Origin of the sequence: Rhizobium sp. SU303, assembly GCF_021052345.1 — a bacterium.
Lineage (GTDB): Bacteria > Pseudomonadota > Alphaproteobacteria > Rhizobiales > Rhizobiaceae > Rhizobium > Rhizobium laguerreae.
Genome location: NZ_CP088099.1, coordinates 236,178 through 261,567, shown reverse-complemented (window position 1 = coordinate 261,567; position 25,390 = coordinate 236,178). Strand labels below are relative to the sequence as shown.

20 protein-coding genes and 1 riboswitch are annotated in these 25,390 nt (G+C 61.7%); of the genes, 9 read left to right on the top strand and 11 right to left on the bottom strand.

The genetic code is table 11. From position 1 onward, the window contains the following. Nucleotides 1-521 precede the first annotated feature (521 nt). Nucleotides 522-980, bottom strand: coding sequence for a helix-turn-helix domain-containing protein (locus RlegSU303_RS34170; protein ID WP_017957622.1), 459 nt, complete (start codon nucleotides 978-980; stop codon nucleotides 522-524). A gap of 358 nt (nucleotides 981-1,338) precedes the next feature. Between RlegSU303_RS34170 and RlegSU303_RS34165 the strand changes: the two genes are divergently transcribed. From RlegSU303_RS34165 to RlegSU303_RS34145, 5 genes are all read left to right on the top strand, one after another. After that, nucleotides 1,339-2,541 (top strand): MFS transporter, encoded by a 1,203-nt coding sequence (locus RlegSU303_RS34165; RefSeq protein ID WP_094088947.1) that lies wholly within the window; start codon nucleotides 1,339-1,341, stop codon nucleotides 2,539-2,541. A 207-nt stretch (nucleotides 2,542-2,748) separates the two neighbouring features. Continuing rightward, on the top strand, nucleotides 2,749-3,309 hold the full coding sequence (gene msuE / locus RlegSU303_RS34160) for an FMN reductase (protein ID WP_017957624.1): 561 nt from the start codon (nucleotides 2,749-2,751) through the stop codon (nucleotides 3,307-3,309). Nucleotides 3,310-3,553: 244 nt separating this feature from the next. Beyond that, nucleotides 3,554-4,393, top strand: coding sequence for a MetQ/NlpA family lipoprotein (locus RlegSU303_RS34155; RefSeq protein WP_020485921.1), 840 nt, complete (start codon nucleotides 3,554-3,556; stop codon nucleotides 4,391-4,393). 360 nt (nucleotides 4,394-4,753) lie between these two features. Continuing rightward, on the top strand, nucleotides 4,754-5,845 hold the full coding sequence (locus tag RlegSU303_RS34150; protein ID WP_131719420.1) for a methionine ABC transporter ATP-binding protein: 1,092 nt from the start codon (nucleotides 4,754-4,756) through the stop codon (nucleotides 5,843-5,845). Further along, the gene (locus RlegSU303_RS34145) at nucleotides 5,826-6,479 is read left to right on the top strand and encodes a methionine ABC transporter permease (RefSeq protein ID WP_131719421.1); all 654 of its coding nucleotides are present in this window, start codon (nucleotides 5,826-5,828) and stop codon (nucleotides 6,477-6,479) included. The genes RlegSU303_RS34150 and RlegSU303_RS34145 overlap by 20 nt, the downstream gene beginning before the upstream one ends. A gap of 1 nt (nucleotide 6,480) precedes the next feature. Here the strand turns inward: RlegSU303_RS34145 and RlegSU303_RS34140 are convergent, their stop codons facing one another. Continuing rightward, nucleotides 6,481-7,839, bottom strand: coding sequence for an LLM class flavin-dependent oxidoreductase (locus tag RlegSU303_RS34140; protein ID WP_131719422.1), 1,359 nt, complete (start codon nucleotides 7,837-7,839; stop codon nucleotides 6,481-6,483). A 234-nt stretch (nucleotides 7,840-8,073) separates the two neighbouring features. On the opposite strand from RlegSU303_RS34140, the gene scpA reads away from it, so the two are divergent. Then, complete coding sequence (scpA, locus tag RlegSU303_RS34135; protein ID WP_131719423.1) at nucleotides 8,074-10,212, top strand: methylmalonyl-CoA mutase; 2,139 nt, start codon at nucleotides 8,074-8,076, stop codon at nucleotides 10,210-10,212. 1 nt (nucleotide 10,213) lies between these two features. Here the strand turns inward: scpA and RlegSU303_RS34130 are convergent, their stop codons facing one another. After that, nucleotides 10,214-11,374 (bottom strand): fumarylacetoacetate hydrolase family protein, encoded by a 1,161-nt coding sequence (locus tag RlegSU303_RS34130; RefSeq protein WP_131719424.1) that lies wholly within the window; start codon nucleotides 11,372-11,374, stop codon nucleotides 10,214-10,216. A 367-nt stretch (nucleotides 11,375-11,741) separates the two neighbouring features. Between RlegSU303_RS34130 and RlegSU303_RS34125 the strand changes: the two genes are divergently transcribed. Genes RlegSU303_RS34125 through RlegSU303_RS34115 form a run of 3 tightly spaced genes read left to right on the top strand, consistent with a single transcriptional unit; the run spans nucleotide 11,742 to nucleotide 14,289 of the window. Next, nucleotides 11,742-12,752, top strand: a complete 1,011-nt coding sequence (locus tag RlegSU303_RS34125; RefSeq protein WP_131719425.1) for a Gfo/Idh/MocA family protein — start codon at nucleotides 11,742-11,744, stop codon at nucleotides 12,750-12,752. Between the two features lie 10 nt (nucleotides 12,753-12,762). Next, the gene (locus RlegSU303_RS34120; protein ID WP_131719426.1) at nucleotides 12,763-13,860 is read left to right on the top strand and encodes a Gfo/Idh/MocA family protein; all 1,098 of its coding nucleotides are present in this window, start codon (nucleotides 12,763-12,765) and stop codon (nucleotides 13,858-13,860) included. A gap of 18 nt (nucleotides 13,861-13,878) precedes the next feature. After that, entirely contained in the window at nucleotides 13,879-14,289 is a 411-nt protein-coding gene (locus RlegSU303_RS34115) for a VOC family protein (protein ID WP_131719427.1), read from the top strand. A gap of 97 nt (nucleotides 14,290-14,386) precedes the next feature. Here the strand turns inward: RlegSU303_RS34115 and atzF are convergent, their stop codons facing one another. The 8 genes from atzF to RlegSU303_RS34075 form a co-directional block, all read right to left on the bottom strand. Then, nucleotides 14,387-16,192, bottom strand: coding sequence for an allophanate hydrolase (atzF, locus tag RlegSU303_RS34110; RefSeq protein WP_131719428.1), 1,806 nt, complete (start codon nucleotides 16,190-16,192; stop codon nucleotides 14,387-14,389). A 1-nt stretch (nucleotide 16,193) separates the two neighbouring features. Then, on the bottom strand, nucleotides 16,194-19,733 hold the full coding sequence (gene uca / locus RlegSU303_RS34105; protein WP_131719429.1) for an urea carboxylase: 3,540 nt from the start codon (nucleotides 19,731-19,733) through the stop codon (nucleotides 16,194-16,196). Between the two features lie 3 nt (nucleotides 19,734-19,736). Then, nucleotides 19,737-20,387 carry an urea amidolyase associated protein UAAP2 gene (locus RlegSU303_RS34100; protein ID WP_131719430.1) on the bottom strand — a complete coding sequence of 217 codons (651 nt, stop codon included), beginning with the start codon at nucleotides 20,385-20,387 and terminating at the stop codon, nucleotides 19,737-19,739. A gap of 11 nt (nucleotides 20,388-20,398) precedes the next feature. Further along, nucleotides 20,399-21,220, bottom strand: coding sequence for an urea amidolyase associated protein UAAP1 (locus RlegSU303_RS34095; protein WP_131719431.1), 822 nt, complete (start codon nucleotides 21,218-21,220; stop codon nucleotides 20,399-20,401). Continuing rightward, complete coding sequence (locus RlegSU303_RS34090; protein ID WP_131709869.1) at nucleotides 21,217-22,047, bottom strand: ABC transporter ATP-binding protein; 831 nt, start codon at nucleotides 22,045-22,047, stop codon at nucleotides 21,217-21,219. The genes RlegSU303_RS34095 and RlegSU303_RS34090 overlap by 4 nt, the downstream gene beginning before the upstream one ends. Continuing rightward, nucleotides 22,044-22,862: an ABC transporter permease gene (locus RlegSU303_RS34085; RefSeq protein WP_131719432.1), complete on the bottom strand. Its 819-nt coding sequence runs from the start codon at nucleotides 22,860-22,862 to the stop codon at nucleotides 22,044-22,046. Before RlegSU303_RS34085 ends, RlegSU303_RS34090 begins: the two co-directional genes overlap by 4 nt. A gap of 65 nt (nucleotides 22,863-22,927) precedes the next feature. Beyond that, nucleotides 22,928-24,001: a putative urea ABC transporter substrate-binding protein gene (locus tag RlegSU303_RS34080; RefSeq protein ID WP_131719433.1), complete on the bottom strand. Its 1,074-nt coding sequence runs from the start codon at nucleotides 23,999-24,001 to the stop codon at nucleotides 22,928-22,930. 74 nt (nucleotides 24,002-24,075) lie between these two features. Then, nucleotides 24,076-24,184, bottom strand: a riboswitch (guanidine-I (ykkC/yxkD leader). A 202-nt stretch (nucleotides 24,185-24,386) separates the two neighbouring features. Then, on the bottom strand, nucleotides 24,387-25,304 hold the full coding sequence (locus RlegSU303_RS34075) for a helix-turn-helix domain-containing protein (protein ID WP_131719434.1): 918 nt from the start codon (nucleotides 25,302-25,304) through the stop codon (nucleotides 24,387-24,389). Between the last annotated feature and the right edge of the window lie 86 nt (nucleotides 25,305-25,390).

The window sequence follows — 25,390 nt, the reverse complement described above, 5'->3', positions numbered from 1 at the left end:
GGAAATCTCGAAAATGCGATTTAAAAGCCCTACGCGCTGTGAAACCGCATTTAGCGCCGATTCTGGAGGGGTGGCAAGGCAAATAGGGTTAACAAGACCCTACCGCGAGGTTGTCCAATCTTTTTCAAAGGCTTGAACATGCCGCCCGGGCGGGCGCTGTCGGAGCAGCAATAGCGCATTCGCCCAGCCGAATCGCAAGAGCAAGGCCGCACAACCGGCATCATAGCCGACTGGATACGTCAGAATCGAGATAATCGAGCGTGCACAGCTCTTTGAAGAACGTCCGCATTGGGCAAGCACCTGGACAGTCAGTGGCTGTTCAGTGCCGCGTGGCGGAGAACCGTCATGATTACTTGCCTGGGGGAGGGGACACGCCGCTCCCGCCGAGGTCCTCCAACAGAGCGCCCAGCGCAAAGTCCAGGCGATAGCGATCCAGCAAATGCCAAATCGCAAGCAGACCCTTTCGGGAAATGCCACTGATTGTCCGGTCGGCCCGCCAGGCGCAACGCTGCGATACCCGCCTATTCTCCGAGCGGAAGGGTGATATCCGCTGCGGAGGCTCCCGATGTCAGACCGCGACTTTCCGCCTGCGCCATCGCCTTCACCAGCGCGATGACCGTTTCGCGGATATTGCTGTCGGCGATCTTCAGAAAAGCGCGGTTGAGCACCAATCCCTCTTTCGTTCGCAGGAATTCGGCGACCGGATCCATATTCGCGGATAGATCCAGCCCGTGCAGCGTCAACGGCTCGGAATTCTCCTGTTCGAAGAAGAAGCTCGGCGACGTGTGCAGCACCTCGGCGATCCGCTGCAGCCGGCTCGCGCCGATGCGGTTGATGCCCTTCTCGTATTTTTGAACCTGCTGAAAGGTCACGCCGATCTGCTCGGCAAGCCGTTCCTGGCTCATCCCGAGCAACTGCCTGCGCAATCTAATGCGCGCTCCGACATAGCTGTCTATCGCATTCGCTGTCTTGACATTCATCGCGTGTTTTCAGCCTCGATCGCATTTTCAATCGGTGCAGCTGTAGTATCCCCTGCATGGCTTTTCCATGGTTGTTTTCACATAGCCCACTGGATATGTGATCATCGCGGCTGACTGTGATATGAAAGCCCTCGCCCGGAAAGACGTGAAATCACGCAGAAATCACTCGGTGGAAGCGCAAATCGAACAAAAGCCGTACCAATACGGATAAAACTGGGCTGTAATTGCGTCCCGGCTTACGCTAAATGCAGTTCAGCGACCGTCGCACGAGAGTCTTCCCAGCCCCGATCGCCCGAAAATCCATAGAACAAAAGCGACGTGGCATGGCACCGGCCGTGCCTGTGCAGGAGAAGTATTGATGGCAACCGTTGCCGAGAGCCCGCCTCGTTTCGAAAAGACGACGATGTCTATCCTCATGGCGGTCAGCTTCTGCCACATGCTGAACGACATCATGCAGTCGCTGCTCGCCTCGCTTTATCCGCTGTTCAAGGCGAACTACGATCTCGATTTCGTGCAGATCGGTCTCCTCACCATGACTTTCCAGGTCACGGCTTCGCTGCTGCAGCCGCTGGTCGGCATCGTCACCGACCGCTGGCCAATGCCCTATTCGCTGCCGGTTGGTATGGCGAGTACCTTTTGCGGCCTCATTCTGCTCGGCAACGCCGGCAGCTTCGAACTGCTGCTGGTTGCCGCCAGCTTGATCGGCTTCGGCTCGGCGGTCTTCCATCCGGAATCTTCGCGCGTTGCCCGTCTTGCCTCCGGCGGTCGCCACGGTTTCGCGCAATCCTTCTTCCAGGTCGGTGGCAATGCCGGCCAGGCGATCGGTCCGCTGCTTGCCGCCTTTATCGTGCTGCCGCTCGGCCAGCACAGCGTCTCCTGGTTCGCCGCCATCGCCATGGTCGGCATGATCGTGCTGAGCTGGGTCGGCAACTGGTACATGAGCCACAGGCGCCAGAATGCCAGCAAGCCGGCAATAAGCCGGACCCTGCCGCTGCCGCAGAACCGGGTCATCGGGGCGTTGCTGATTCTTGTGCTGCTGACGGCAACGAAAAATGTCTACATGGCCAGCGTGTCGAGCTACTTCACCTTCTATGTCATCGACAAGTTTGCCCTCAGCGTGCAGCAGGCGCAGCTGATGCTCTTCCTGTTCCTCGGCTCGGTCGCCGTCGGCACCTTCCTCGGTGGACCGATCGGTGACCGCTTCGGCGCCCGTTTCGTCATCTGGTTCTCGATCCTCGGCGTCATTCCCTTCGCGCTCTTGCTTCCCTATGCGAACCTTTTCTGGACGGGCATACTCAGCGTCGTCATCGGCCTGGTCTTCGCTTCGGCCTTCTCGGCAATCGTCGTCTTCGCGCAGGAACTGGTGCCCGGGCGCGTCGGGCTGATTGCCGGGGTCTTCTTCGGCTTCGCATTCGGGGCAGGGGGGCTTGGTGCAGCCCTACTCGGCAGTTTCGCCGATACCCACGGCATCGATTTCGTCTACCGGATCTGCTCCTACCTGCCGCTGCTCGGTCTCCTGACGGTCTTCTTGCCGCGTATTCCCAAGCAGAAACCAGTCTGAGGCGACACCGCTTACGGACAATCGATCGAGCCGGAATGTCACCAACACTCCGGCCCGATTTCGCACGTCGCCGTCGCCCATAGGCCCGAACGTATTTTTCTCCTCCTATGAGGAAGAGGGATCACCATTCCTTTAATCCACTATTTTTATAGATAATATTCGTGCGATAATGACGTCGGTCTCGGCACGATATTGGAAGGAAATGGCATGTCTGCTCACAAACTGGTCGGCCTTGCAGGTAGTTTCAACCGCCCCTCGAAGACCTTTGCGCTTGTCGAAAACATTGCCGGTCTCGCCGGGGAGAAATACGGCTTCGACAACACCATCTATGACCTGGCCGATGTCGGCCCCTCGCTTGGGCAGGCGCTGCGCCGTGACGACCTCGACAGTCGCGCCAGGGAAGTTATCGACGACATCGTCAATGCCGATGTGCTGGTCATCGGAGCGCCGACTTACAAAGGCAGCTATCCCGGCCTCTTCAAGCATCTGATCGACCTGATCGACCCGCATGAACTGCGCGCCAAGCCAATCATCATCACTGCGACCGGCGGCGGCGACCGCCATGCGCTGATGGTCGAGCACCAGCTCCGCCCGCTCTTCGGTTTTTTCATGTCGCACACGCTGCCCACCGCGGTTTACGCGTCCGACCGCGACTTCACCGATTACCGTGTCTCGTCCGATCCACTTTCCAAGCGGATCGGCGAAGTCATCGGCGAGCTCAAGACGTTCTTTCCTGCGCGAAATCACGCCCTGATTGCTGCCGAATGAGGAATGCCGGAATGGGCTTGAGACGGCGCCGAGGAGGCGCCGTTTTCAGTTTTGGAGCATGCTCTCAAGCCGCAAACAAACCCACAAATTTGGTGGAAATTTATCCTGCCGATATCGATGGTAGGGCAAGAGTTTTTCCGGCCTTTCCTCCACATCAGACATTCGTGCTTCGCTCCCGATCCGCGCATTTGCCATGATCGGCCTGCTCGGGGCGTTCGGCCTCATTCAGTCAGACGGGATAACAATGACCAAGAACAAAAATCTTCACGGCTTCCACCTTTCACGCCGGGCGGCTCTTGCCGCCGTCGCCATTTCGGCGGCCGCAGTCTTTTCTTTTGCAGCACCCGCTCCTTCCCATGCCGAGGACAAGTCGATCAAGGTCGGCATCATGGCCGGCGAGGAGGAGGACATCTGGCGCGTGGTCGCGAGCGAAGCGGGCAAGAAGGGTCTCAAGATCGAGACCGTCATCTTCAACGACTACACCCAGCCGAATGAAGCGCTGGAGCGCGGCGAAATCGATGCCAATGCTTTCCAGCACCAGCCCTATCTCGACAACCAGATCCAGCAGCACGGCTATCACATCGTTCGCGTCGGTTATACCGGGGTCTGGCCGATCGGCCTTTACACCAAGAAATACAAGTCCGTCGCCGAGATCCCGGAAGGTGCCGTCATCGGCGTGCCGAACGATCCCTCGAACGAAGGCCGTGCGCTGCGCGTTCTCCAGAGCGAAGGCCTGATCAAACTGAAGGAGGGCACCGGTATTCTCGCGACCGTCGCCGACGTCACCGACAATCCGAAGAAGATCGAGATCAAGGAACTCGACGCCGGCATCGTCGGCCGTTCGATCGACGATCTGGATGCCGGTATCGTCAACACCGACTGGGCGCTGAAGAGCGGTCTTTCGCCGGCTGAACGCATTGCCCAGGAGCCGGTCGCCGATAATCCGTACCGCAACTTCATCGCCGTCAAGGACGACAACAAGGATGCCGAATGGGTCAAAACGCTTGTGTCTTCTTATCAGAACGACACCGTCAAGGCCGAATTTGAGAAGGTCTACAAGGGCACCGGTCTCAGCGCCTATTGATCAGAGGCAGGGCTGGGGTTAGAGCCTTTCCGGGTTAGATTGAAGCATTCTGTTGGCTCAAACGGAGTCGGATGTTCGACCGGCCGGCGCGTGTCGTAGCCCGGCTCTACGGCCAAGCCGGCCGGTCGATCAGCCGGCCCGTTTCAGCCAACCCGAAGGGCCGGGCATCTTTGCGCCAGGATCAGAGGCGATCGGCTCGGACGTACCAAGAGGTATGCCCGTCGCCAATCGCCTTTGCCCTCACGAAAACCTGCTCCGGCAGAATGCTGCAATCCAACCCGGAAAGGCTCTAAGGCCTGCCGAGAGGCGGTCCGGGCGTTCTCTGCCCGGACCGCCTTCAGTATTTGTAAGGAAAACCACATGAATTCCCTTGTTTCCACCACCACGGCGATCGAGGCCCGGTCGCAAGCGGCGGCTTCCGAAGAGGTGGTGAGACTGGCCGACGTGAAGCGACGGTTCGGAGCCACTGCAGCCCTCGACGGTATTTCGCTGACGGTGAAGAGAGGCGAGATCCTCGGCATCATCGGCCGCAGCGGCGCCGGCAAATCGACGCTGATCCGCTGCCTGAATGGCCTGGAGCGCGCCGATAGCGGCGAGATCCTCATCGAAGGCCGAGACATCACCGGACTTTCAGAACGGGAATTGCAGCCGCTGCGCCGCCGCATCGGCATGATCTTTCAGCATTTCAATCTGCTTTCCGCCAAAACAGTCGAGGAAAACGTTGCGCTGCCTCTGAAGATCGAGGGTCTTGCAAAGAGCGAGCGCCTGAAACGGGCGCATGAGCTGCTCGAACTCGTCGGCCTTGCAGACAAGGCGAAGGCTTATCCCGCATCGCTATCCGGCGGCCAGAAACAACGCGTCGGCATCGCTCGGGCGCTGGCGGCACGCCCGGCACTGCTGTTGTCCGACGAGGCGACATCGGCGCTCGATCCGGAAACGACCCGGTCGATCCTGGCATTGCTGAAGGACATCAACCGTAAGCTCGGACTGACCATTCTGCTCATCACCCACGAGATGGAAGTGGTACGCGGCATTGCCGATCGCGTCGCGGTCATCGATGCCGGGCGGATCGTCGAGGAAGGGCAGGTCTGGTCGGTCTTCGCCAATCCGCAGACTGAAATCACCGGGAGCCTGCTTGGCGGCATCCGCCCGCAGCTTCCCGAGCATATTGCCGGCCGGCTGTCGGCGACGGCGGGCAGCGAAGCGATCCTCAGCGTCGATCTCGCCGGGCCACAGGCGCAGGGCGCGCTATTTGCCGAACTCTCGGCAGCATTGCCGCATTCCTTCCGCCTCGTCCATGGCGGCATCGACCATATCCAGAACCAGCCGGTGGCGCGGTTCTTCATCGCCGTTCCCGCGCGCGACCCCGCGCTTGCCGGAAAAGTCGAACAATTCCTGACGGCCCGGTCCGCCCGGGTGGAGGTGCTTGGTTATGACACCGATCATGCTTGAACTGCTTATTCGGTCCCTTTGGGAGACGGTCCTGATGACCCTCGCCTCGGGATTGATCTCGCTCGTGGCCGGCCTGCCGCTCGGCCTTGCTCTGGTCGCGACAGCGCGCGGCGGCATCGCCGAAAACCTCTGGATCAATCGCATGCTCGGGTCAGTCATCAACGGTTTCCGCTCGGTGCCTTTCATCATCCTGCTGGTGGCGCTGATCCCGCTGACGCGGCTGATCGTCGGCACCGCGCTCGGCACCTGGGCGGCCATCGTGCCGCTCGCCATCGCTGCAACGCCCTACTACGCCCGCATCGCCGAAGTATCGCTGCGCGAGGTCGACCGCGGGCTGATCGACGCCGTGCGCGCCATGGGCGGCAACCGCTGGACGATCATCCGCGAGGTGCTGGTGCCTGAAGCGCTGCCGGGCATCGTCGCCGGTTTCACCGTCACGCTGGTAACGCTGATCGGCGCCTCGGCCATGGCCGGCGCGATCGGCGCCGGCGGCCTCGGCGACCTCGCCATCCGCTATGGCTATCAACGTTTTGAAACCAGTGTGATGATCGCGGTGGTGGCCGTCCTCATCGTGCTCGTCTGCGGTATCCAGTGGCTTGGCGACCTGCTGGTCGCCAGGTTGGACCACCGATAAGTCAGCGCCGGAACTGGGCAGCGGGATGAGCGGCGGGCAACCTGCCGTTCCCGCCGCCGAAAAGCTTCTGCCGCAAGGGTCCTGCAGCATAGTCCGCCTTGAAGACGCCGCGCTCCTGCAGCACCGGGACGACCAAGTCGACAAAATCGCGCAGGCTTTCCGGCGCCACTGTCCGCGCCAGATTGAAGCCGTCGATGCCACCCTCGTCGATCCATGCCGTGAGATGATCGGCGATCTGTTCCGGCGAACCCACTATCGGCTTCATCCGGCTGCCGAGCACCATCTGGTCGATGATGTTACGCAGCGTCACCGGTTTTGGCGCCTGTTTCGTGATGGCCGCAAGCGCCGACTGATTGGCGTTGGTCGAGCTCTGGTCGATGACGTCGTCCAATCCATACTTCGAAAAGTCGATGCTTGTCGAAGCGGAGTAATGCGCAAGCGAAGCCTCAACGCTCGCATGGCGGCGATAGTCCTCCAGTCTGTCCCGTGCTTCCTTCTCCGTCCGCCCGACGACGACGGTGATCAGGCTCAGGATCTTCAATGCGTCGGCGCCGCGGCCGAATTCCTTCGCCTTGGCCCGCAGCGCATCGATGGTCGGCTTGGCCGCCTTGGGATTCGGGCCGGCAATGAAGACGCATTCGGCGTGACGTGCGGCGAAATCCTGCCCGCGTGCCGAGGCGCCGGCCTGGAAGAGCAGGGGCGTGCGCTGCGGCGAGGGCTCGGAAAGATGGATGCCTTCCATCCGGTAATATTTGCCGTCGTGACGGACAGAGCGCACTTTGGAGGGATCAGCATAGACGCCTCCCGCCTTGTCATGCAGCACCGCATCGTCGTCCCAACTCCCTTCCCAGAGCTTGTAGAGAATTTCGAGATATTCTTCGGCTGCGTCGTAACGCGCATCATGTTCCGGCAGCTTGTCGAAACCCATGCTGCGAGCCGCACTATCGAGATAACCGGTGACGATGTTCCAGCCGATCCGTCCCTTGGTCAGGTGGTCGAGCGTCGACATGCGCCGCGCCAGCAGGAAGGGTGGCTCATAGGTCGTGTTGACGGTCACGCCGAAACCCAGATGTTTGGTGACATAGGCCATCGCCGAAATCGGGATCATCGGATCATTGACCGGGATCTGCGCGCCCGTCTCGATCACCGGCGACGGGCTACCCCTGTAGACATCGTAGACACCGACGATGTCGGCCAGGAAAATGCCGTCCAGCTTGCCGCGTTCGGCGGTCTTGGCAAACTCCGTCCAGTAGTCGAGATCGGTATAGTGCGCTGAGCGGTCGCGCGGATGCGTCCACAGACCGTGGTTGATGTGCCCGACACAGTTCATGTCGAAGGCATAGATCTGCATTGTCTTCATTAGGCGGGTCCCAAAGTCGGCAATAGAAATCAAGGATTTGCCGCATTAATTATCCAAAAGCATGATGCCGAAAAGTGTGAGCGGTTTTCGGACGACATCATGCTCTAACTATATAATGTAGAACAGGATTCAGATTTTGGGCCAGCTTCGGCCTAAAATCGTCCTGTTCGGGCTCTATCGCACGATGAGCCTGTGAAATGGTAGGGTGGGGATGAAAAAAGCCGGAGGAACCACATGACGAAGAAGACGCTGTCGGATTGGGCGGAGCTTGCGCAAAAGGAGCTGCGCACCTCGCCCGAAACGCTGACCTGGCAGACGCCGGAAGGCATTGCCGTCAAGCCGCTCTATACGGCCGAGGATCTCGACGGCGCCGGGCACCTTGGTTCGCTTCCTGGTTTTTCGCCTTTCACCCGCGGCCCGCGCGCGACGATGTATGCCGGCCGGCCTTGGACGATCCGCCAATATGCCGGCTTCTCGACGGCAGAGGAATCGAACGCCTTTTATCGCCGCAATCTCGCCGCCGGCCAAAAGGGCCTGTCGGTCGCCTTCGATCTTGCCACCCACCGTGGTTATGACAGCGACCATCCGCGCGTCGAGGGCGATGTCGGCAAGGCGGGCGTGGCAATCGACAGCGTCGAAGACATGAAGATCCTGTTCGACGGCATTCCGCTCGGCGAAATGTCGGTGTCGATGACCATGAACGGCGCCGTCATCCCGATCCTTGCCTCCTTCATCGTGGCCGGCGAGGAGCAGGGCGTTCCACGGACCGAGCTCTCGGGGACCATCCAAAACGACATCCTCAAGGAATTCATGGTCCGCAACACCTATATCTATCCGCCCGAACCATCGATGCGGATCGTTGCCGACATCATCGAATATACGGCCAAGGAGATGCCGAAATTCAACTCGATCTCGATCTCCGGCTATCACATGCAGGAAGCCGGCGCGACGCTGGTGCAGGAACTTGCCTTCACGCTGGCCGACGGTCGCGAATATGTCAGGGCGGCGATCGCCAAGGGCCTCAATGTCGATGATTTCGCCGGCAGGCTCTCCTTCTTCTTTGCGATCGGCATGAACTTCTTCATGGAGGCGGCCAAGCTTCGCGCCGCCCGGCTGCTCTGGACCCGCATCATGGAGGAGTTCGAGCCGAAGAAGGCTTCCTCGCTGATGCTGCGCACCCATTGCCAGACCTCCGGCGTCTCGCTGCAGGAACAGGATCCCTATAACAACATCATCCGCACCGCTTTCGAGGCCATGTCGGCCGTGCTCGGCGGCACGCAGTCGCTGCATACCAACTCCTTCGACGAGGCAATCGCGCTGCCGACGGAATTTTCCGCCCGCATCGCCCGCAACACGCAGTTGATCCTGAGCCACGAAACCGGCGTCACCAAGGTGGTCGATCCGCTGGCGGGCTCCTATTACGTCGAGAGCCTGACGAAGGAGCTTGCTGACAAAGCCTGGGCGTTGATCGAGGAGGTGGAAGCACTCGGCGGCATGACGAAGGCCGTCAATGACGGCCTGCCGAAACGGCTGATCGAGGAAGCGGCCGCACGCCGCCAGGCAGCCGTCGACAAGGGCGAAGAGGTCATCGTCGGCGTCAACCGCTACCGGCTCGACAACGAGCAGCCGATCGACATTCTGGAGATCGACAATAGCGCGGTGCGCAAAGCGCAGATCAGACGCATCGAGGAAACCAAGCGGCGGCGCGATGGCGGAGCCGTGCGCGAGACGCTGGCGGCCCTGGCCGAGATCGCACAGAGCGGCAAGGGCAACCTGCTGGAAGCCGCCATCGCGGCGGCGCGGGCCCGCGCCACGGTCGGCGAGATATCGGATGCGATGCGCGATACCTTCGGCGATCATGCCGCCACGCCTGTGGTGATCAAGGGCGTCTATGGCCAAGCGTATGAAAATGAGCCGGAACTCGCCGTGCTCAAGACTCGTATGACGGAGGTGACGGAAGCCATGGGGCACCGGCCGAAGATCATGGTCGCCAAGCTCGGTCAAGACGGACACGACCGAGGCGCCAAGGTGATCGCCTCGGCCTTCGGCGATATCGGCTTCGATGTGCTCGTCGGTCCTCTCTTCCAGACACCGGAGGAAGCCGCCGGCGTCGCGCTCAGCGAAAAGGTCAATGTCGTTGGCGTCTCGTCATTGGCGGCCGGTCACAGGACGCTGCTACCACAGCTGATCGACAGGCTGAGGGAACAGGGTGGTGGCGATATCATCGTCGTCTGCGGCGGTGTCATCCCGCGGCAGGACTATGAATTCCTGCATGAACACGGCGTTGCAGCCGTATTCGGCCCGGGGACAAACGTTCTCGAGGCGGCAAGCTCCGTCCTCGACTTGCTGCAGGGCAGGCGACGGAATCAGTAATTTAGAGAAGACCGCGCTTTGCCAGATTGTTCATCAGCGCCGAAATGCCGAAGGTCCAGGGAGGGCATTCGGTGGAGAGCCGCACGGTGTTGACGAGGGCGCCGAGGCCTGCCGAGGAAATCTCGACGACATCGCCGATCTTGTGGGTGAAGCCTTGCTTCGGCGCGTCGCGGTCCTGCGTCGGCGCAAACAGCGTGCCGAGGAAAAGCATGAAACCGTCAGGATATTGATGATGGGCGCCGACCGTCTGCTTGACGAGATCGGTCGGGTCGCGGCTGATCTGTGACATCGAACTCTTGCCATGCAGCACGAAACCGTCCTGGCCGGTGACTTTTAGGTCGAGTTCGGCCTTGCGTACCTCATCCAGGCTGTAATCGGCATCGAACAGGCGGATGAAAGGACCGATCGAGCAGGAGGCGTTGTTATCCTTGGCCTTGCCGAGCAACAGTGCCGAGCGGCCCTCGACGTCGCGCAGATTGACGTCGTTGCCGAGCGTCGCGCCCTTGATTTCGCCGCGGCTATTGACCGCGAGCACGACTTCGGGCTCGGGATTGTTCCAGGTCGAGATCGGATGCAGGCCGACATCGGCACCCCAGCCGACGGAGGAGAGCACCGGCGCCTTGGTGAAGACTTCGGCATCAGGCCCGATGCCCACCTCGAGATATTGCGACCACATGCCCTCGTCGATCAATGCCTGCTTGACCTTGGCGGCCTCCGGCGAACCGGCCTTCAGATTGGTGAGGCTGCCGCCGATCAGCGTGCTGACACGCTCGCGGATCGACGCGGCGCGTTCCGGACTGCCGGCGGCCTTCTCCTCGATGACGCGCTCGATCATCGATTGTGCGAAGGTAACGCCGCAGGCCTTGACTGCCTGCAGGTCGACGGGCGCAAGGAGATAAGGGTGCGTTTGATCCGGAGCTCCGGTACTGTTGGCGGCGATGTCCGCCAGCGAGCCAACCGCCTTGCCACTTGCTGCACGGACGAAGGTGGCGGCATCCTGCCGCTCGAGCAGGGCGCTCAGCGTCGGCGCCTCGCGCGACGTGATGTCGACCAGTATACCCTCGCGCAGCGTCACAATGCTCGGTCCCTGCACTTCGGGATTCCAGATGCGACCGACAAAAAGACCATCCGAAGCGGCGACATCGAGCAGAGGTTGAGACATGGTGATCTTCCGTCACAGGCGAGCGGGGAGCGCTCTTCAAAACATTGCGGGGTGTTGCCGCCCTCCAGCCCGGCGGCAGCCGAAATCGATCACATTCACGGAGACGGGGCAAGATGCGTCGGGGAAAAAGACCTTTGCCTGATCGACTCAAGCGGCGGCCCTTCTCGGGAATCCAATCGCAAAAGCTCACAAAATAACTATTTAGATACAAAATAACTGTTATATTTCAGATATTTAAATACAGGCCGTGACGATTTTGCCCTTCATCTCGCCTTGACAGGAGCCGGCTTTCGTTATCTGTTTTGCCCAACATGGAGGAGCCTGGCATTAGCCGGCCACACGAAAATCCCAGGAGGATATTGCAGCAATGTTGAGATTTGCCGTCGTCGGAATCGACCATGGGCACACGTTCGATCACGTGAAGGGATTGCTGGCTTCAGGCGGCGAATTCGTCGGCTATTGCCCGCAGACCTCGGTGCCGGCATTGCGCGAGGCCTTTGAGAAGACCTATCCTGACGCGCCGCAGATCGACCGGGAAAAGCTGTTCGACGATCCATCGATCGACGTCATCTGCATCTCGGCGATCCCGCGCGATCGCGCCGGTCTCGCCATCCGTGCGATGAAATCAGGCAAGGACGTGATGACCGACAAGCCTGGGGTGACGACCTTCGCCCAGCTCGAGGACGTCAAGAAGACCGTCGCTGAAACCGGCAAGATCTTTTCGATCTGCTTTTCCGAACGCCATTGCGTGCGCTCCGCCGTCAAGGCCGGAAAGCTGGTGAAGGAAGGGGCGATCGGCAAGGTGATCCAGACGCTCGGCGTCGGTCCGCATCGGCTGCAACTGCCGACCCGGCCGGACTGGTTCTTCGATCCCGAAGCCTTTGGCGGCATCATCGTCGATATCGCTTCACACCAGGTCGACCAGTTCCTGTTTTATACCGGCTCGACCACAGGCGAGGTCATCGCAAGCTCGATCGGCAATTTCGGCATGCCCGACAAGCCCGCCTTCGAGGATTTCGGTGAGGTGCTTCTGCGCTCCGACAAGGCGGCGGGCTATGTCCGTGTCGACTGGTTCACGCCGGAGGCGCTGCCGACCTGGGGTGACGGGCGCCTGACCATCCTCGGCACCGAAGGCTACATCGAGTTGCGCAAATATATCGATATCGCCGGCCGGCCGGGCAAGGATCACCTCTTCCTGGTCAACGGCAAGGAAATGACCCATATCGATTGCAGTGGCGAAAAACTCGACTATTTCGACGCTTTCACCGCCGACGTCGGCAACCGCACACAGACGGCGATGACCCAGGATCACGTTTTTGAAGTCTGCCGTCTTTCGCTCGAAGCCCAGGCGAAAGCCGCGCGCATCGGCGCTCGCTGAGGAGGAAATCATGACCAGGAAATTGCGCGTCGGCGTCATCGGCGCAGGCATCGCTGCGCGGCATCTGGCCGGCTTCGGTTGGAACAAGGAGCTTTTCGAAGTTCCCGTGCTCTGCTCGCTCGATGAGGAGCGCGGCAGAGCGCTGTGCGAGGAGTTCGGCATTGCCGAATACACGCAGGATGCGGATTCGCTGTTTGCCCGCGACGATCTCGACATCATCGACATTTCGACGCCGCCGAGTTCGCATTTCGAACTGTGCCGCAAAGGTATCGAGTCCGGCAAGCACGTGATCTGCGAGAAGCCGCTCTTCGGCTCGATCGCCGAGGTCGACGAGATGGGGCGCATCCTTGCCCGCTTCCCCAGGAAGAAGCTGATGCCGATCTTCCAGTATCGCTATGGTTCCGGCCTGCAGAAGCTGAAGCTGCTGATCGAACGTGGCCTAGCCGGCAAGCCGTTCCTGACCACGATCGAAACCCATTGGTGGCGCGGGCCGGATTATTATGCCGTGCCGTGGCGCGGCAAATGGGCGAGCGAACTCGGCGGTGGCCTTCTCGGCCACGCCATCCACGCCCATGACATGCTGAACTATGTGCATGGCCCCTGCGCCGAGGTGTTTTCCTATGGGGCGACGCTGGTCAATCCGATCGAGGTCGAGGATACGGCAGCCCTTTCGGTGAAGATGCAGAATGGCTCGCTGGCGACGCTGTCGATGACGCTGGGTTCGCGCAAGGAGATCTCGCGGTTGCGCTTCTGCTTCAACGACCTCGTCGCCGAAAGCATCATCGAACCCTACACGATGGGCCGTGATCCGTGGACGTTCGTCGCCGGGACAGAGGAACATCAGGCGCGGATCGACGAAGTGCTCGCCGCCCATGTGCCTGGCGAGGATGGCTACACCCGTCAGTTCGAGCTCTTCCATAAGGCGATCGTCGAAGACACCGACCCACCGGTGACGCTGCAGGATGCCCGCAATTCGCTGGAACTGGTAACGGCCGCTTATTTCTCGCAGCGAACCGGACAACCGACGCCGATGCCGATCGCCGCCGATCATCCGCTCTATCGCTCCTGGCTTCCGGCAGGGGAATGGCGGGCTGCGGCCACGGTCTGAACCGGGAAGGGCTCTCCGATGCTGAAATCCTTCGAGCATGTCGGCATGACGGTCGGCGACATGGACCGCACCGTCGATTTCTACTGTGGCCTGCTCGGCCTCAGCCTCGTGCTGCGCAAGACGATGGCGAATGGCATGCAGGTCGCGTTCCTCGATGCAGGCGGCGGCATGCTGGAGGTCTTTGCGCCGCCCGGCGGCGCTTCCAGGGCGGTCGACGTGCCTGAAGATACGGCCGGCGTCCGGCACCTCACCTTCTATTTCGACAATGTCGACGAGGCCTTCGCCCGCCTTGAACAGGCGGGCGTCGAGATCAAGGAGCCGCCGCGCTTCGCCGTCCACTCCGAGATGCTGAACAAGATCGCCTTCGTTCGCGATCCCGACGGCATCATCGTCGAGCTTGCCGAACGCTCTGAGAGCCGCCAGGGCTGACACAGGTGCTGCCGATCGCTTCGCTGCGGGCGGTCAGACCGTCCCGCAGCAGATCGATCAGGCGCCGGATGAGTTTTGCCGCCATGCAAGACTCTCCTCAGCTCGCCAGCTTGGCGCTGATATAGTTGCGCCAGCCGCCAAGCGCGGTGATTTCATCGGCACCTTTCACCGCATGGGCCTCGCAGACGAAGCCGGAGACGCTGGAACCGTCTTCGAGCGTGAGCTTACCGATGCCGAGCGGTGCCGGAATCTTCTGGACGAACCTGCCGAAAGCATCGGCCGGCAGTGCCCAGACCTCGACCTCCAGCCCCTGACCCTTATGGCCGGGTTCGCGCAGCAGTCCCGGTTTCGGCGGCGTGGTATTGGGCAGAACGAAGAGGCGATAATCGCCGGCCGTGCGGCAGGTCTTGACCAGACGCCCGCCGGAGCCTGCCAATTCGTGATTGAGCGGCATGCCGGTCAGATGCGCACCAACGACCGCGATTTCGATGAAACCGTCATCGCCAGGCGCAATGCGGCTCGCTTCCGGTATTGCCGCCTGCCGGTCGATGCCCATGCCGGAACCTGCTGCGCGATGCAGCGCATCGGCAAGTGGTGCCAGCGCATCGTCGGTGAAGGCAGGCGCGATGACGGTGACGCCGCCCGGCAAGCCGCCCTTGCCGAAGCCGGCCGGAACGGCGATCGCCGCGCAATCGAGCAGGTTGACGAAATTGGTGTAGCGACCGAGGCGGCCGTTGAGCACGACGGGATTGGCCAGCATGTCGGCGACCGTGTAGGTGGTGGGCGCGGTCGGCAGCAGAAGCACGTCCGCCTTTTCCCATTCGGCTTCGGTCTTGCGGCGCAGCTCCTCCAGCCGGTATCGGCCGTTAAAGGCCTCGACCGCGGTCTTGCCCTTGGCGCCTTCGATAATCCCTCTGACCGTCGGGTCGAAATCGGCGGCGTTGGTGGCGAGGAAGGTTTCGACCGCCGCCAGACGTTCGGCGACCCACGGCCCGTCATAGAGAAGGGCGGCCGCCTCGCGGAATGGCGCGTAATCGAAAGGCACGATGGTGGCGCCGAGCCCTCTGGCCCGCTCGATCGTCTGGTCGTAGAGCGCCTCCACCTCCTTGTCGCCGAAGAATTCCCGCTCGGCGTCAGTCAGGACGCCGATGCGCAAGCCCGACACAGGCAGGTTCGCCGGCTTGGCGCGACGCGAGAACGGATCGGCGGCATCGAAGCCTTCGGCGACCTTGCGGATCGCAACACCGTCGCCGACGGTCGCAGCAAAGATCGTGATGCAATCGACGCTCTTGCAGGCCGGTATGGCGCCGGTATTCGGCAGGAGACCCGGCGTCGGCTTGATGCCGACCAGATTGTTGAAGGCAGCCGGCACCCGGCCGGAACCCGCCGTATCGGTGCCGAGTGCGAAGGCCGCCAGGCCTGAAGCAACCGTGACTGATGATCCGGAACTCGATCCGCCGGAGATATAGGCCGCATCGAAGACCGAACGCGGCGCGCCATAGGGCGAGCGCGTGCCGTTGAGGCCGGTCGCGAACTGGTCGAGATTGGTCTTGCCGATGATGATGGCGCCGGCCGCCTTCAACCGGGCAACGACGGTGGAGTCCGCTTCCGGCCGATACGCATAGGCCGGGCAGGCGGCAGTCGTCGGCAGGCCGGCGGCATCGATATTGTCTTTGACAGCGAAGGGAACGCCCCAGAGCGGCAGGCTGTTTGCCTCAGGCGCGCGTGCCATCAGCGCTCTCGCGGCAGCGCGCAGCTCGTCATCCGGCACCGGCGTGATGAAGATTGCCGGATCTTTCGAGGCGGCACGCCGCGCGATCACCTCTTCGATGGCGTCGAGCGGCGTCAGGCCGGATTGATAGGCGGCGCGAAGGCTTGAGAGATCGAGGATGGTCGGCAGCATGTCAGCATTCCTCCAGAACGACGATGATATCGCCGGCTTTGACGTTTCTTCCCGGCCCGGCGCGCAGATCGCGGACGCGGCCTGCCGCATGGGCGGTGACGTTGATTTCCATTTTCATCGATTCGATGATGGCGAGTGTATCGCCGGCCGCAACCGAGGCGCCCGGCTCGACCAGCAATTTCCAGATATTGCCGGGCACGGCGCTGGCAACACCGAAGCAACCGTCGGGAATATCCCCATCCGGACTTTCGGTCGTGCCTTCATCGGTGACGAAGCTGTCGAGCCCGGCTTCCTTCCAACGCCGACGTTCGGCATCGAAGGCGGCCTGCTGCGTTGCCTTGAAACGGCCGATCGACGCCGAATTCGCCTGCAATTCCCTCTCATAGGCAGCATAGGAGAATTCCGTCTCCTCGATCCTGATCGGATAGCCCCCATGCGGAAAGGCGTCGCGCGCCTCCGTCAATTCCTGGTTACTAACAGGGAAGAAACGGATCTGGTCAAAGAAGTTCAGCAGCCAAGGTTTTCCCTTGGCAAAGACCGGCGTCTCCCGCCAAGTGTTCCAGACTTGGATGGTGCGGCCAAAGAGCTGGTAGCCGCCCGGTCCTTCCATGCCGTAGATGCACATATAGGCGCCGCCGATGCCGACGGCATTCTCCGGCGTCCAGGTGCGGGCGGGATTATACTTCGTCGTCACCAGGCGATGGCGCGGATCAACAGGGGTCGCAACCGGCGCGCCAAGATAGACATCGCCGAGACCGAGCACCAGGTAGCTCGCATCGAAAACGATATCGCGAACGGCCTGTTCGTCAGGAAGGCCGTTGATGCGGCGGATGAACTCGATATTCGACGGGCACCAAGGCGCATTCGGGCGCACGAGCTCTTGATATTTGCGCATCGCAAGCTCCGCATCCGGATCGCTCCAGGAGAGCGGCAGATGCACGATGCGGCTGGGCACCGTGACCTCCTGTGCCGCCGGCAGCGTCGCCTCGATCTCGGAGAGCAGCCCCAGCAGGCGCCGGCGCGTCAGCTGCGTGCCGTCATAATGGATCTGCAGCGAGCGGATGCCGGGGGTAAGGTCGACGATGCCCGGAAGGCGAGCCTCGACAACGGCCTGCATCAGCAGATGCACCCGCAGTCGGAGCGCGATATCAAGCGTCATCGGCCCGTATTCGACGAGCAGGTTGTCGTCGCCTTGGCGGCGATAGACGACCGAAACCGGTCCGTCCTCGCTGGTGCCGACGATCGGCGAACCCGTCTCTTCCGCGACCCGCCGCACCGCTGGACCAGCGACCGGGTCTTCCGGCCGCGCCACTGCATGAAAACGGATACGGTCGCCGGGCTTGAACTGGCCCATCTTCCACTGCTCGTCGCGGGCAATCACCGCCGGGCAGACGAAGCCGCCAAGGCTCGGGCCGTCAGGGCCGAGAATGATCGGCATGTCGCCGGTGAAATCGATCGCCCCGATCGCGTAGGCATTGTCGTGCAGGTTGGAGGGGTGCAGCCCCGCCTCGCCGCCGTCGCTACGTGCCCATTGCGGGGCCGGGCCGATCAGGCGCACACCGGTGCGGGCGCTGTTGAAATGCACCTCGTAAGCCGTCGAAAACAGCGTTTCGATATCGCCATCCTCGAAAAAATCAGGCGCGCCGTGCGGGCCGTAGACGACGCCGACATCCCATTCGCGCGTCAAGGTGGCCGGCTCCGTTGCGGGCGTCGCCGGTTCGGTTGCCGCCTGCCGGGCAAAATGTAGCACATGCCCCGTCTTCAGCGTGCCGGTGGCGTTGCCGCCGAACTGGCCGAGGCCGAACGTCGCCCGCGAGCCGAGCACGACGGGAGCTCCAAAACCGCCGGCGACGGCGAGATAGGCGCGCTGCCCCGGTCCTTCGATCGTGCCGATCGACAGAACCTGGCCGGCGCGGATCAGCACCGGCTCGCCATGCGGCAACTGTGTCCCGTCGCATGTCATCGCCATCCGCGCGCCGGCAAGCGCGATTGTCTGGTCGGCATAAAACCGCAATGTCGGGCCGGAAACCGTCAATTCGAGTGCAGCCGTCACGTCGGCATTGCCGACCAGCCGGTTGGCATGGCGGAAGGAGCGCTCGTCCATCGGACCGCTTGGCGGCACGCCGACATGCCAGAGTCCGAGCCGGCCCGGCAGTTCCTGGATGCTCGACTGCGCGCCGGGCGCAAGGACCTCGACGACATCCGGAATGAAGGCGAAGTCGCGCAGCGCCGTCGTCGCCACCTTGGCGCCGGCAAGCAGTTCGGAAGCGGCGATGGTTCTCAAATAATCGAGATTGGTCTCGATGCCCGATATCGATGTTTCGGCGAGTGCTGCCTTCAGCTTCTCGATCGCCGCCGGCCGGTCTTCCGCCGCCACGATCAGCTTGGCAAGCATCGGGTCATAGAAGGGCGTGACCTCGGTTCCGGTCTCGATCCAGCCGTCGACGCGGGCGCTTTCCGGAAAAATGACTTCGGTCAAAAGGCCGGCACTCGGGCGGAAATCGGCATGCGGCATCTCGGCATAAACACGCACCTCGATCGCCGCACCCTTCGGCGTCAGGGCATTCGCAGCCGAAAGCACGTCCTCGCCGGCCGCCTGCCGGATCATCCATTCGACGAGATCGATACCGAAGACGGCTTCCGTGACGGGATGCTCGACCTGCAGGCGGGTATTGACCTCGAGGAAATAGAATTCCTCGCGCTGGGGATCATAGATGAATTCGACGGTGCCGGCCGATTCATAGGAGACCGAACTTCCCAAATCGACCGCCGCCTTGTGCAGCCGCGCCCGTGTTTCCGAGGAAAGGCCGGGGGCAGGGGTCTCCTCGACGACCTTCTGGTTTCGCCGTTGCAGCGAGCAATCTCGTTCGCCGAGCGCGATCACGCCGCCCTTGCCGTCGCCGAAGATCTGCACCTCGACATGGCGGGCTTCGGCAACGAAGCGCTCGATATAGACGCGCGCATCGCCGAAGCTGGCGCGGGCGGTCCGCTGCACGCTCTCGAAGGAGGCCTTGAGGCTTGCCGCATCGGCGCAGAGCCGCATGCCGATGCCGCCGCCGCCGGCCGTACTTTTCAGCATGACGGGATAACCGACGGTCTCTGCGGCAGAAAGCGCCTCTTCGACGCTCTGTAAGAGATCGGTGCCGGGCAGCAGCGGCACGCCGCTCGCCTTTGCCAGTTCGCGCGCCGTGTGCTTCAGGCCGAAGGCCGACAGATGTTCCGGCCGTGGGCCGATGAAGGCGATACCCTCGGCGGCGAGCCGCTCGGCAAAGCCGATATTCTCGGACAGGAACCCGTAGCCCGGATGTACGGCCTGGGCTCCCGTCGCCTTGCAGGCGGCGATGACGGCATCGACGTTGAGATAGCTCTCAGCGGCTGGCGCCGGTCCGAGGCGGATGGCCTCGCCGGCGGTCAGCGCCGGCATCGAGAACCGGTCGGCATCGGAATAGACGGCGACCGAGGCGATGCCCATCCTCTTCAATGTCCGGATAACCCGGACGGCGATTTCGCCGCGATTGGCGATAAGGACCTTGGTGAACATCGATCAGTCCTCGCCGTCCCAAATCAGCACCCGGATCGGCGTCGGATCGAAGCCGTTGCAGGGATTGTTGATCTGCGGGCAATTGGAGATGACGCAGAGCACGTCCATTTCCGCCACCAGCTCGACATAGTCGCCGGGCGCGGAAATGCCGTCGACGATGGTCATCTCGCCATTCGGCTTGATCGGCACGTTCATGAAGAAATTGATGTTCGGCACGATGTCGCGCTTGCTCATGCCGTGTTTGGTCACTTCGATCACGAAGTTGTCGCGGCAGGCATGCAGGTATTTGGTGCCGTGGCCAAAGCGCACCGTGTTGCTCTCGCAGGAGCAGGCGCCGGCGGATGTATCGTGCCGGCCGCAGCTGTCGGCCGTCATGACCAGCATGACGTTGCCTTCGTTCGAGATGATCTTCGTGCCGGTGCCGATATAGGCGCCATCTTGCGCCCGCATCGTATCCTGGTTGGAGTAACGCTCGGCAAAGTCATCGGCGCGATAAAACAGCGTGTCGATCGCCTGCTGGCCGTAGCTGTCTTCGATGCGGATCGTCTGGCCTTTGCGGACGATACCGGACCATGGCGCTTCGGCCGGGATGAAATGATCCTGCACGGCATTTTCGAGGCTGCGCGAAGCTGAAGTCTTGATGAAATCGGTCATCGCCATTCTCCTCAGGCCAGCATCGAGGCGTTGTTCTCGAAGCCGCGAAGGGCTTCGGCGGTCGCCGTGCGCGCGAGGTCGTCGGCGCCGGGAGCGGGCGCGCGAAAGCGCGTGACGATGACCGGCTTCGGCGCATAGACCGGATCGGGATCGAGCGGATGCGGGCAATTGGAGAAGCCGACGATCATGTCCATCTCGGCGCGCAGCTCGGCGTAATCGCCGCTGTTTGAGAGTTTGCCGCGCCAGTGGAAGCCGCCGTCATCGTCGACGCGGACGGGGGCGAAGAGATTGAGAATCCCAGGGATGTCGCGTCTGGTGAGACCAAGCTTGCCAGCGACGAGCACGAGATTGTCGCGGGTGTTGCGGGTCTTGACGCCCGGATATTTTGCCGCGTTCGAAGCTGCCGTCGAGCCGCCCATCAGGCAGTCGTGGGCGCCGGAACTATCCTCGATCAGCGAAAACATAACCCGGCCCATATCCGAGAAGATGACACGGCCCTTGCCGAGGGCGGTCGTCCATTGCACCTTGACCGTATCGACGAGATTGAGCCTTTCACTCGTATCGGCAGCGTTCCAGGCGACGAGCGCTACGGTCGATCCGGCTTCACCCTGGTCGATGCGGAGCGCCTCGCCGCGCTTCAGCGCGGTCGACCAGTACCAGCCGCCGGGGATGGTTTCCTGATGGATGATCGCAGCCGCATCGATTGCGGGGGCGGGAAGGGGGCTCGGCACCGGCAAGGCCTTCGGCGCAAATTCCAGCCCCTTCTTCTGATGTTCCTCGTAACGCTGCCGGTTGGCAGCGATCTCCTCTGGCGAACGTCTGACATGCATCATGGTTTTTCTCCTGACGGACTGGAAGCCGGGTCGTCCCGGCGAAGGCCCAGAGAAATGACCGGGCCGTCCCGGTCGGGGCTGAAGATGGAGGGGGCGCCGGCAAGCCTCGGCGGCCAGATGGAAATGTCCTTGGTGATCGTCGCGCCGTAGCGCTCCTTTTCCTCTGGGCGGTCACGCTTGCGCTCGAAGGCGACGACGCGCGTCGCCAGCGTGAAGGCCTCGCGCATGTCGTGCGTCACCATGACGACGGTCATCTGCGTTTCGTGCCAGAGGCGCTTCATCAATGTGTGGATTTCGGCGCGGATACCGGGATCGAGCGCGCCGAAGGGCTCATCGAGCAGCAGCACCTTCGGCTTCATGATCAGCGCCTGCGCCAGTGCCAGGCGCTGCTGCATGCCGCCTGATAGTTGCGCCGGATATTTGCCCTCGGCGCCGGAAAGACCGACTTCGCCGATCAGCCGCCGAGCTTCGTCGATGGCCTTGCGGCGGGCAGCGCCGAAAAGCTTGGCTTTATAGCGAGACGCTGAGAGTTCCCGCCCAAGCAGCACATTGCCGAGCACGGTCAGATGCGGGAACACGGAGTAGCGCTGGAAGACGACGCCGCGATCCGGCCCTGGCTCCTGCGGCAGAGCTTCGCCGTCCAGCAGGATGGTCCCTCGCGTCGGCCGCTCCTGGCCGAGCAGCATGCGAAGGAACGTCGACTTGCCGCAGCCGGACGGGCCGACGAGGGCGACGAAGGCACGCGAGGCAACCATCAGCGACACATCCTCGAGCACGATCTGGTCACCATACTCTTTCCAGACCTTTTCGATCACCAACTCGCTCATGCCTGCTTCTCCAGTTCGGACCAGGGGAAGACGGCGATGCGGAGGCGATCGAGGATATAGTTCATGATCACGGCGAGCAGCGTGATCCAGACGACATAGGGAAAGATGATGTCCATCGAGAGATAACGGCGAACGAGGAAGATGCGGTAGCCGAGACCGGAATCCGACGAAATCGCCTCGGCCGCGATCAGGAACAGCCAAGCTGGACCGAGTTGAAGCCTGAGGCAGGTGATCAGCCGCGGCAGGATCTGCGGCAGCACCACACGAAGGCCGATCTGCCAGGAGGAGCCGCCGAGTGTTTCAGCCTTGACGATCTGTTCGCGCGGCAGCTCCAGCGCCTTCAGCGCAAGGTCGCGGATCATCGTTGGCGCAACGCCGATGACGATAAGCGCGATCTTTGAGGCTTCGCCAACACCCATGGCGATGAAGAGGATGGGCAGCAGGGCCAGCGGCGGCACCATCGAGATAACGGCGACGAAGGGAGAGAGCAGGGCTCGGAGATAAGGCAGCATGCCGATCAGCATGCCGATGACGAGCGCCGTGACTGTGGAGATGCCGAGGCCGGCAAGCAGGCGAATCAGGCTCGCCCCCGTATCGGACCAGAGCAGGTATTGACCGGTGCGCGGATCGGCGATGAAAGCCAGGCGGTCAATTGCATCGGCAAAACCGGCAAGACCGGGCAGCAGTTTGTCGTTGGCGTTTTCCGCCAGCCGTGCTGCCGAGCCGAAAGTATAGGCAATGATCAGCAGCACGAAGGGCAGCAGCGTCAAGGCAAGCTGCGCGCCCCGGCTCGGCCTCGTGTTGATCCAGCGCATGGGGAAAGCTCCGCTGATGAAGGGTGGACGGTGCGGTCAATGCCGCACCGCTGCTTTGACATGGCTCAGAGCGAACCGTCGGCGGCGGCCTTCATGTAGGTCTCGGTGAAGCGCAGCTTGACATTGCCGCTATCGCCGAGGATCTTGCCATCCGGCATTTCGATGCCGATGACGTCGGCCGATGGCGCACCATTGCCGAGCAGGCCTTTTTCGAACAGGAAGTTGCGGACGAGATCCATTGTCTTCGGCAGGTTGCTCGAGGCCGTGAAGGCAACGGCATCGGCCGGCTTGGCAAACAGCTTGGTGGCGGCAAGCTGGGATTCAAAGCCCTTGAGATCGGTGCCCGATGCCTGGCCCATCGCCTCGCGTGCAGCCTTGCCGTCGGCACTGTCGGCAGTCAGCAGTGCTGCGGTTTCATACCAGATGCCGACGAGCGCCTTGCCGAAATTCGGATTGTCCTTCAGCACGCCTGTATTGGCGACCATCAGGTCGATGATCTCGCCCGGCACCTGAGAGCTGTCGAAGACCTTCTTGGCCGTGGGATCCTCGAGGATGGTCGAGACCAGCGGGTTCCATGTGACGACCGCAGTCACGTCAGCCGTCTTGTAAGCGGCGACCATATCGGCGTCGGAGGTGTTGACCACCTTGACGTCGCGCTCGGTCAGCTTGATGCTTTCGAGCGCCCGGGCGAGCAGATAATGCGAGACGGAAAATTCGACGAGATTGACGTTCTGTCCCTTGATGTCGGCAAGACTCGCCTTGTCCTTAAGGATGACGGCATCATTGCCGTTCGAAAAGTCGCCGACAATCACGGCCGTCGTATCGACGCCGCCGGCGGCCGGGATCGACAGACCGTCCATATTGGTCAGCGTCACGGCGTCGAAGGCGCCGGCCGTATACTGGTTCATCGATTCGACGTAGTCGTTGAACTGGGTCACCTCGATCTTGATGCCGTATTTGTCGGCCCATTTCTTGACGATGCCGTGATCGGCGGCGTAGCCCCAGGGCATCCAGCCGACATAGATCGACCAGGCGACCTTGAAATCGGTCTTCTGTTCAGCCTTGGTGACGGAACCGAAGCCGAGCGTCAGCGAGGCCGTCAGTGCGGTAATCGATAGGATCTTCGAAAAAGTCTGCATTGAAATTCCCCTTTTGCTTTTCTTCAAAAGGGATCGGCAATGACCATCGTGCCGCCAATCCCTTGGCTTACGAGGTCTCCCGGGCTTTTGTCCCGCCGTGCACCCGGCGGGATGTCTCCCCTGCCGGTGGTAGCTCTCGGACCAGCCACGCCTTGCGACGCCGGAACCCTAGCCACCAACTCTGCAACTATCGAAGCAAAGTGTGTGCCAAATTATAAACCATTGATTTTATTTAGGGTGCGCCGACATTAAATTCCCGGCAAAAGCAATAGTGCATGCACTTGCACAGAAAATGTGCGCATTCTGCCGCCGCCTTAGGCGTTGGTTCTTTTTTGCCCAGTGAAAAAAGCAGCACGCAGAACGCCGCGTTGCGACTCTATCTGAGCTAGTTCCGAAAGGTCCCGGAGGGGATCGTCGTCACCAGCCGGATATCGCGGCGGAAATTCGACGGCGACATGCCGGCGATGTGACGGAAGGATTTGTTGAAGGCGCTGATCGAGCCGAAGCCGCTGTCCATCGCCACCTGCAGCACGTTGGCGCCCTCGCTCATCAGCATCGCCTGGGCGCGCGACAGCCGCAGCAGCGTCACATATTTGCTGAGCGTCATGCCGGTCGATCGCTTGAACAGGTTCATCGCATATTTCGGATGCAGGTCGGCGGCGCGGGCGATATCGACCGAATCGATGTCGTGCAGGAAATTGGCGGCGATGAAATCGCACATGCGCGCAACGCTGCGCGAGCAATGGGGATAAGGGTGATCGCGCTCGAGATCGATGGCCGCCTGCGACGTCATCGAATAGGGTTCAAGCGCGATGCGCTCGATGCGCAGCAGCAGCTCGTCGACGGCGTGCTGGGCCTTGGCGGGATCGCCGGAATTGGCATAGCGGAACCAGCGGGTAAAGTTCTCGTTGTCGGCGGCATCCGTTGCCGAGGTCAGCAGCGTCTCACCCTTCATCAACCGGCTGGAAACGCTGATCGGCAGGCGCAGCCGAAAGAAATAGACGAGCGGCAGATGGGCGCCGGCATAGAGCGAATCGTCTGAGGATTCGTCCATCTGATGCGGCTGACCACCCCAGAAGAGGCACATCTCGCCGGCGTTCAGCCGGAATTCGTGATCGCTCATCCGGTAGTGCACGGTGCCGCGCATCACGTAGTTGACCTCGACCTGCGCATGCCAGTGCGGCATGGCCATAACAGGCGGATGGGCATGAAACATCTGCAGCGCTGTCGGCAAACCCTCGATGCTGCTCGCGCCGGGCTGATAGATTGCGCGTGTGCCGACCTTACTTTCCGCCAAATTCATGTTCCCTTTTTAGGAGACACCCGCTCCCTTACAGATAGTCTAACCGCGTTCGTGAAAGATCGGCAATTGAAAAGGGAGGATTTTCA

Excerpts from the sequence above, each read along its gene's own strand:
- RlegSU303_RS34170 (WP_017957622.1), bottom strand. The coding sequence starts at position 980 with ATGAATGTCAAGACAGCGAATGCGATAGACAGCTATGTCGGAGCGCGC.
- RlegSU303_RS34165 (WP_094088947.1), top strand. The coding sequence starts at position 1,339 with ATGGCAACCGTTGCCGAGAGCCCGCCTCGTTTCGAAAAGACGACGATG.
- msuE (WP_017957624.1), top strand. The coding sequence starts at position 2,749 with ATGTCTGCTCACAAACTGGTCGGCCTTGCAGGTAGTTTCAACCGCCCC.
- RlegSU303_RS34155 (WP_020485921.1), top strand. The coding sequence starts at position 3,554 with ATGACCAAGAACAAAAATCTTCACGGCTTCCACCTTTCACGCCGGGCG.
- RlegSU303_RS34150 (WP_131719420.1), top strand. The coding sequence starts at position 4,754 with ATGAATTCCCTTGTTTCCACCACCACGGCGATCGAGGCCCGGTCGCAA.
- RlegSU303_RS34145 (WP_131719421.1), top strand. The coding sequence starts at position 5,826 with ATGACACCGATCATGCTTGAACTGCTTATTCGGTCCCTTTGGGAGACG.
- RlegSU303_RS34140 (WP_131719422.1), bottom strand. The coding sequence starts at position 7,839 with ATGAAGACAATGCAGATCTATGCCTTCGACATGAACTGTGTCGGGCAC.
- scpA (WP_131719423.1), top strand. The coding sequence starts at position 8,074 with ATGACGAAGAAGACGCTGTCGGATTGGGCGGAGCTTGCGCAAAAGGAG.
- RlegSU303_RS34130 (WP_131719424.1), bottom strand. The coding sequence starts at position 11,374 with ATGTCTCAACCTCTGCTCGATGTCGCCGCTTCGGATGGTCTTTTTGTC.
- RlegSU303_RS34125 (WP_131719425.1), top strand. The coding sequence starts at position 11,742 with ATGTTGAGATTTGCCGTCGTCGGAATCGACCATGGGCACACGTTCGAT.
- RlegSU303_RS34120 (WP_131719426.1), top strand. The coding sequence starts at position 12,763 with ATGACCAGGAAATTGCGCGTCGGCGTCATCGGCGCAGGCATCGCTGCG.
- RlegSU303_RS34115 (WP_131719427.1), top strand. The coding sequence starts at position 13,879 with ATGCTGAAATCCTTCGAGCATGTCGGCATGACGGTCGGCGACATGGAC.
- atzF (WP_131719428.1), bottom strand. The coding sequence starts at position 16,192 with ATGCTGCCGACCATCCTCGATCTCTCAAGCCTTCGCGCCGCCTATCAA.
- uca (WP_131719429.1), bottom strand. The coding sequence starts at position 19,733 with ATGTTCACCAAGGTCCTTATCGCCAATCGCGGCGAAATCGCCGTCCGG.
- RlegSU303_RS34100 (WP_131719430.1), bottom strand. The coding sequence starts at position 20,387 with ATGACCGATTTCATCAAGACTTCAGCTTCGCGCAGCCTCGAAAATGCC.
- RlegSU303_RS34095 (WP_131719431.1), bottom strand. The coding sequence starts at position 21,220 with ATGATGCATGTCAGACGTTCGCCAGAGGAGATCGCTGCCAACCGGCAG.
- RlegSU303_RS34090 (WP_131709869.1), bottom strand. The coding sequence starts at position 22,047 with ATGAGCGAGTTGGTGATCGAAAAGGTCTGGAAAGAGTATGGTGACCAG.
- RlegSU303_RS34085 (WP_131719432.1), bottom strand. The coding sequence starts at position 22,862 with ATGCGCTGGATCAACACGAGGCCGAGCCGGGGCGCGCAGCTTGCCTTG.
- RlegSU303_RS34080 (WP_131719433.1), bottom strand. The coding sequence starts at position 24,001 with ATGCAGACTTTTTCGAAGATCCTATCGATTACCGCACTGACGGCCTCG.
- RlegSU303_RS34075 (WP_131719434.1), bottom strand. The coding sequence starts at position 25,304 with ATGAATTTGGCGGAAAGTAAGGTCGGCACACGCGCAATCTATCAGCCC.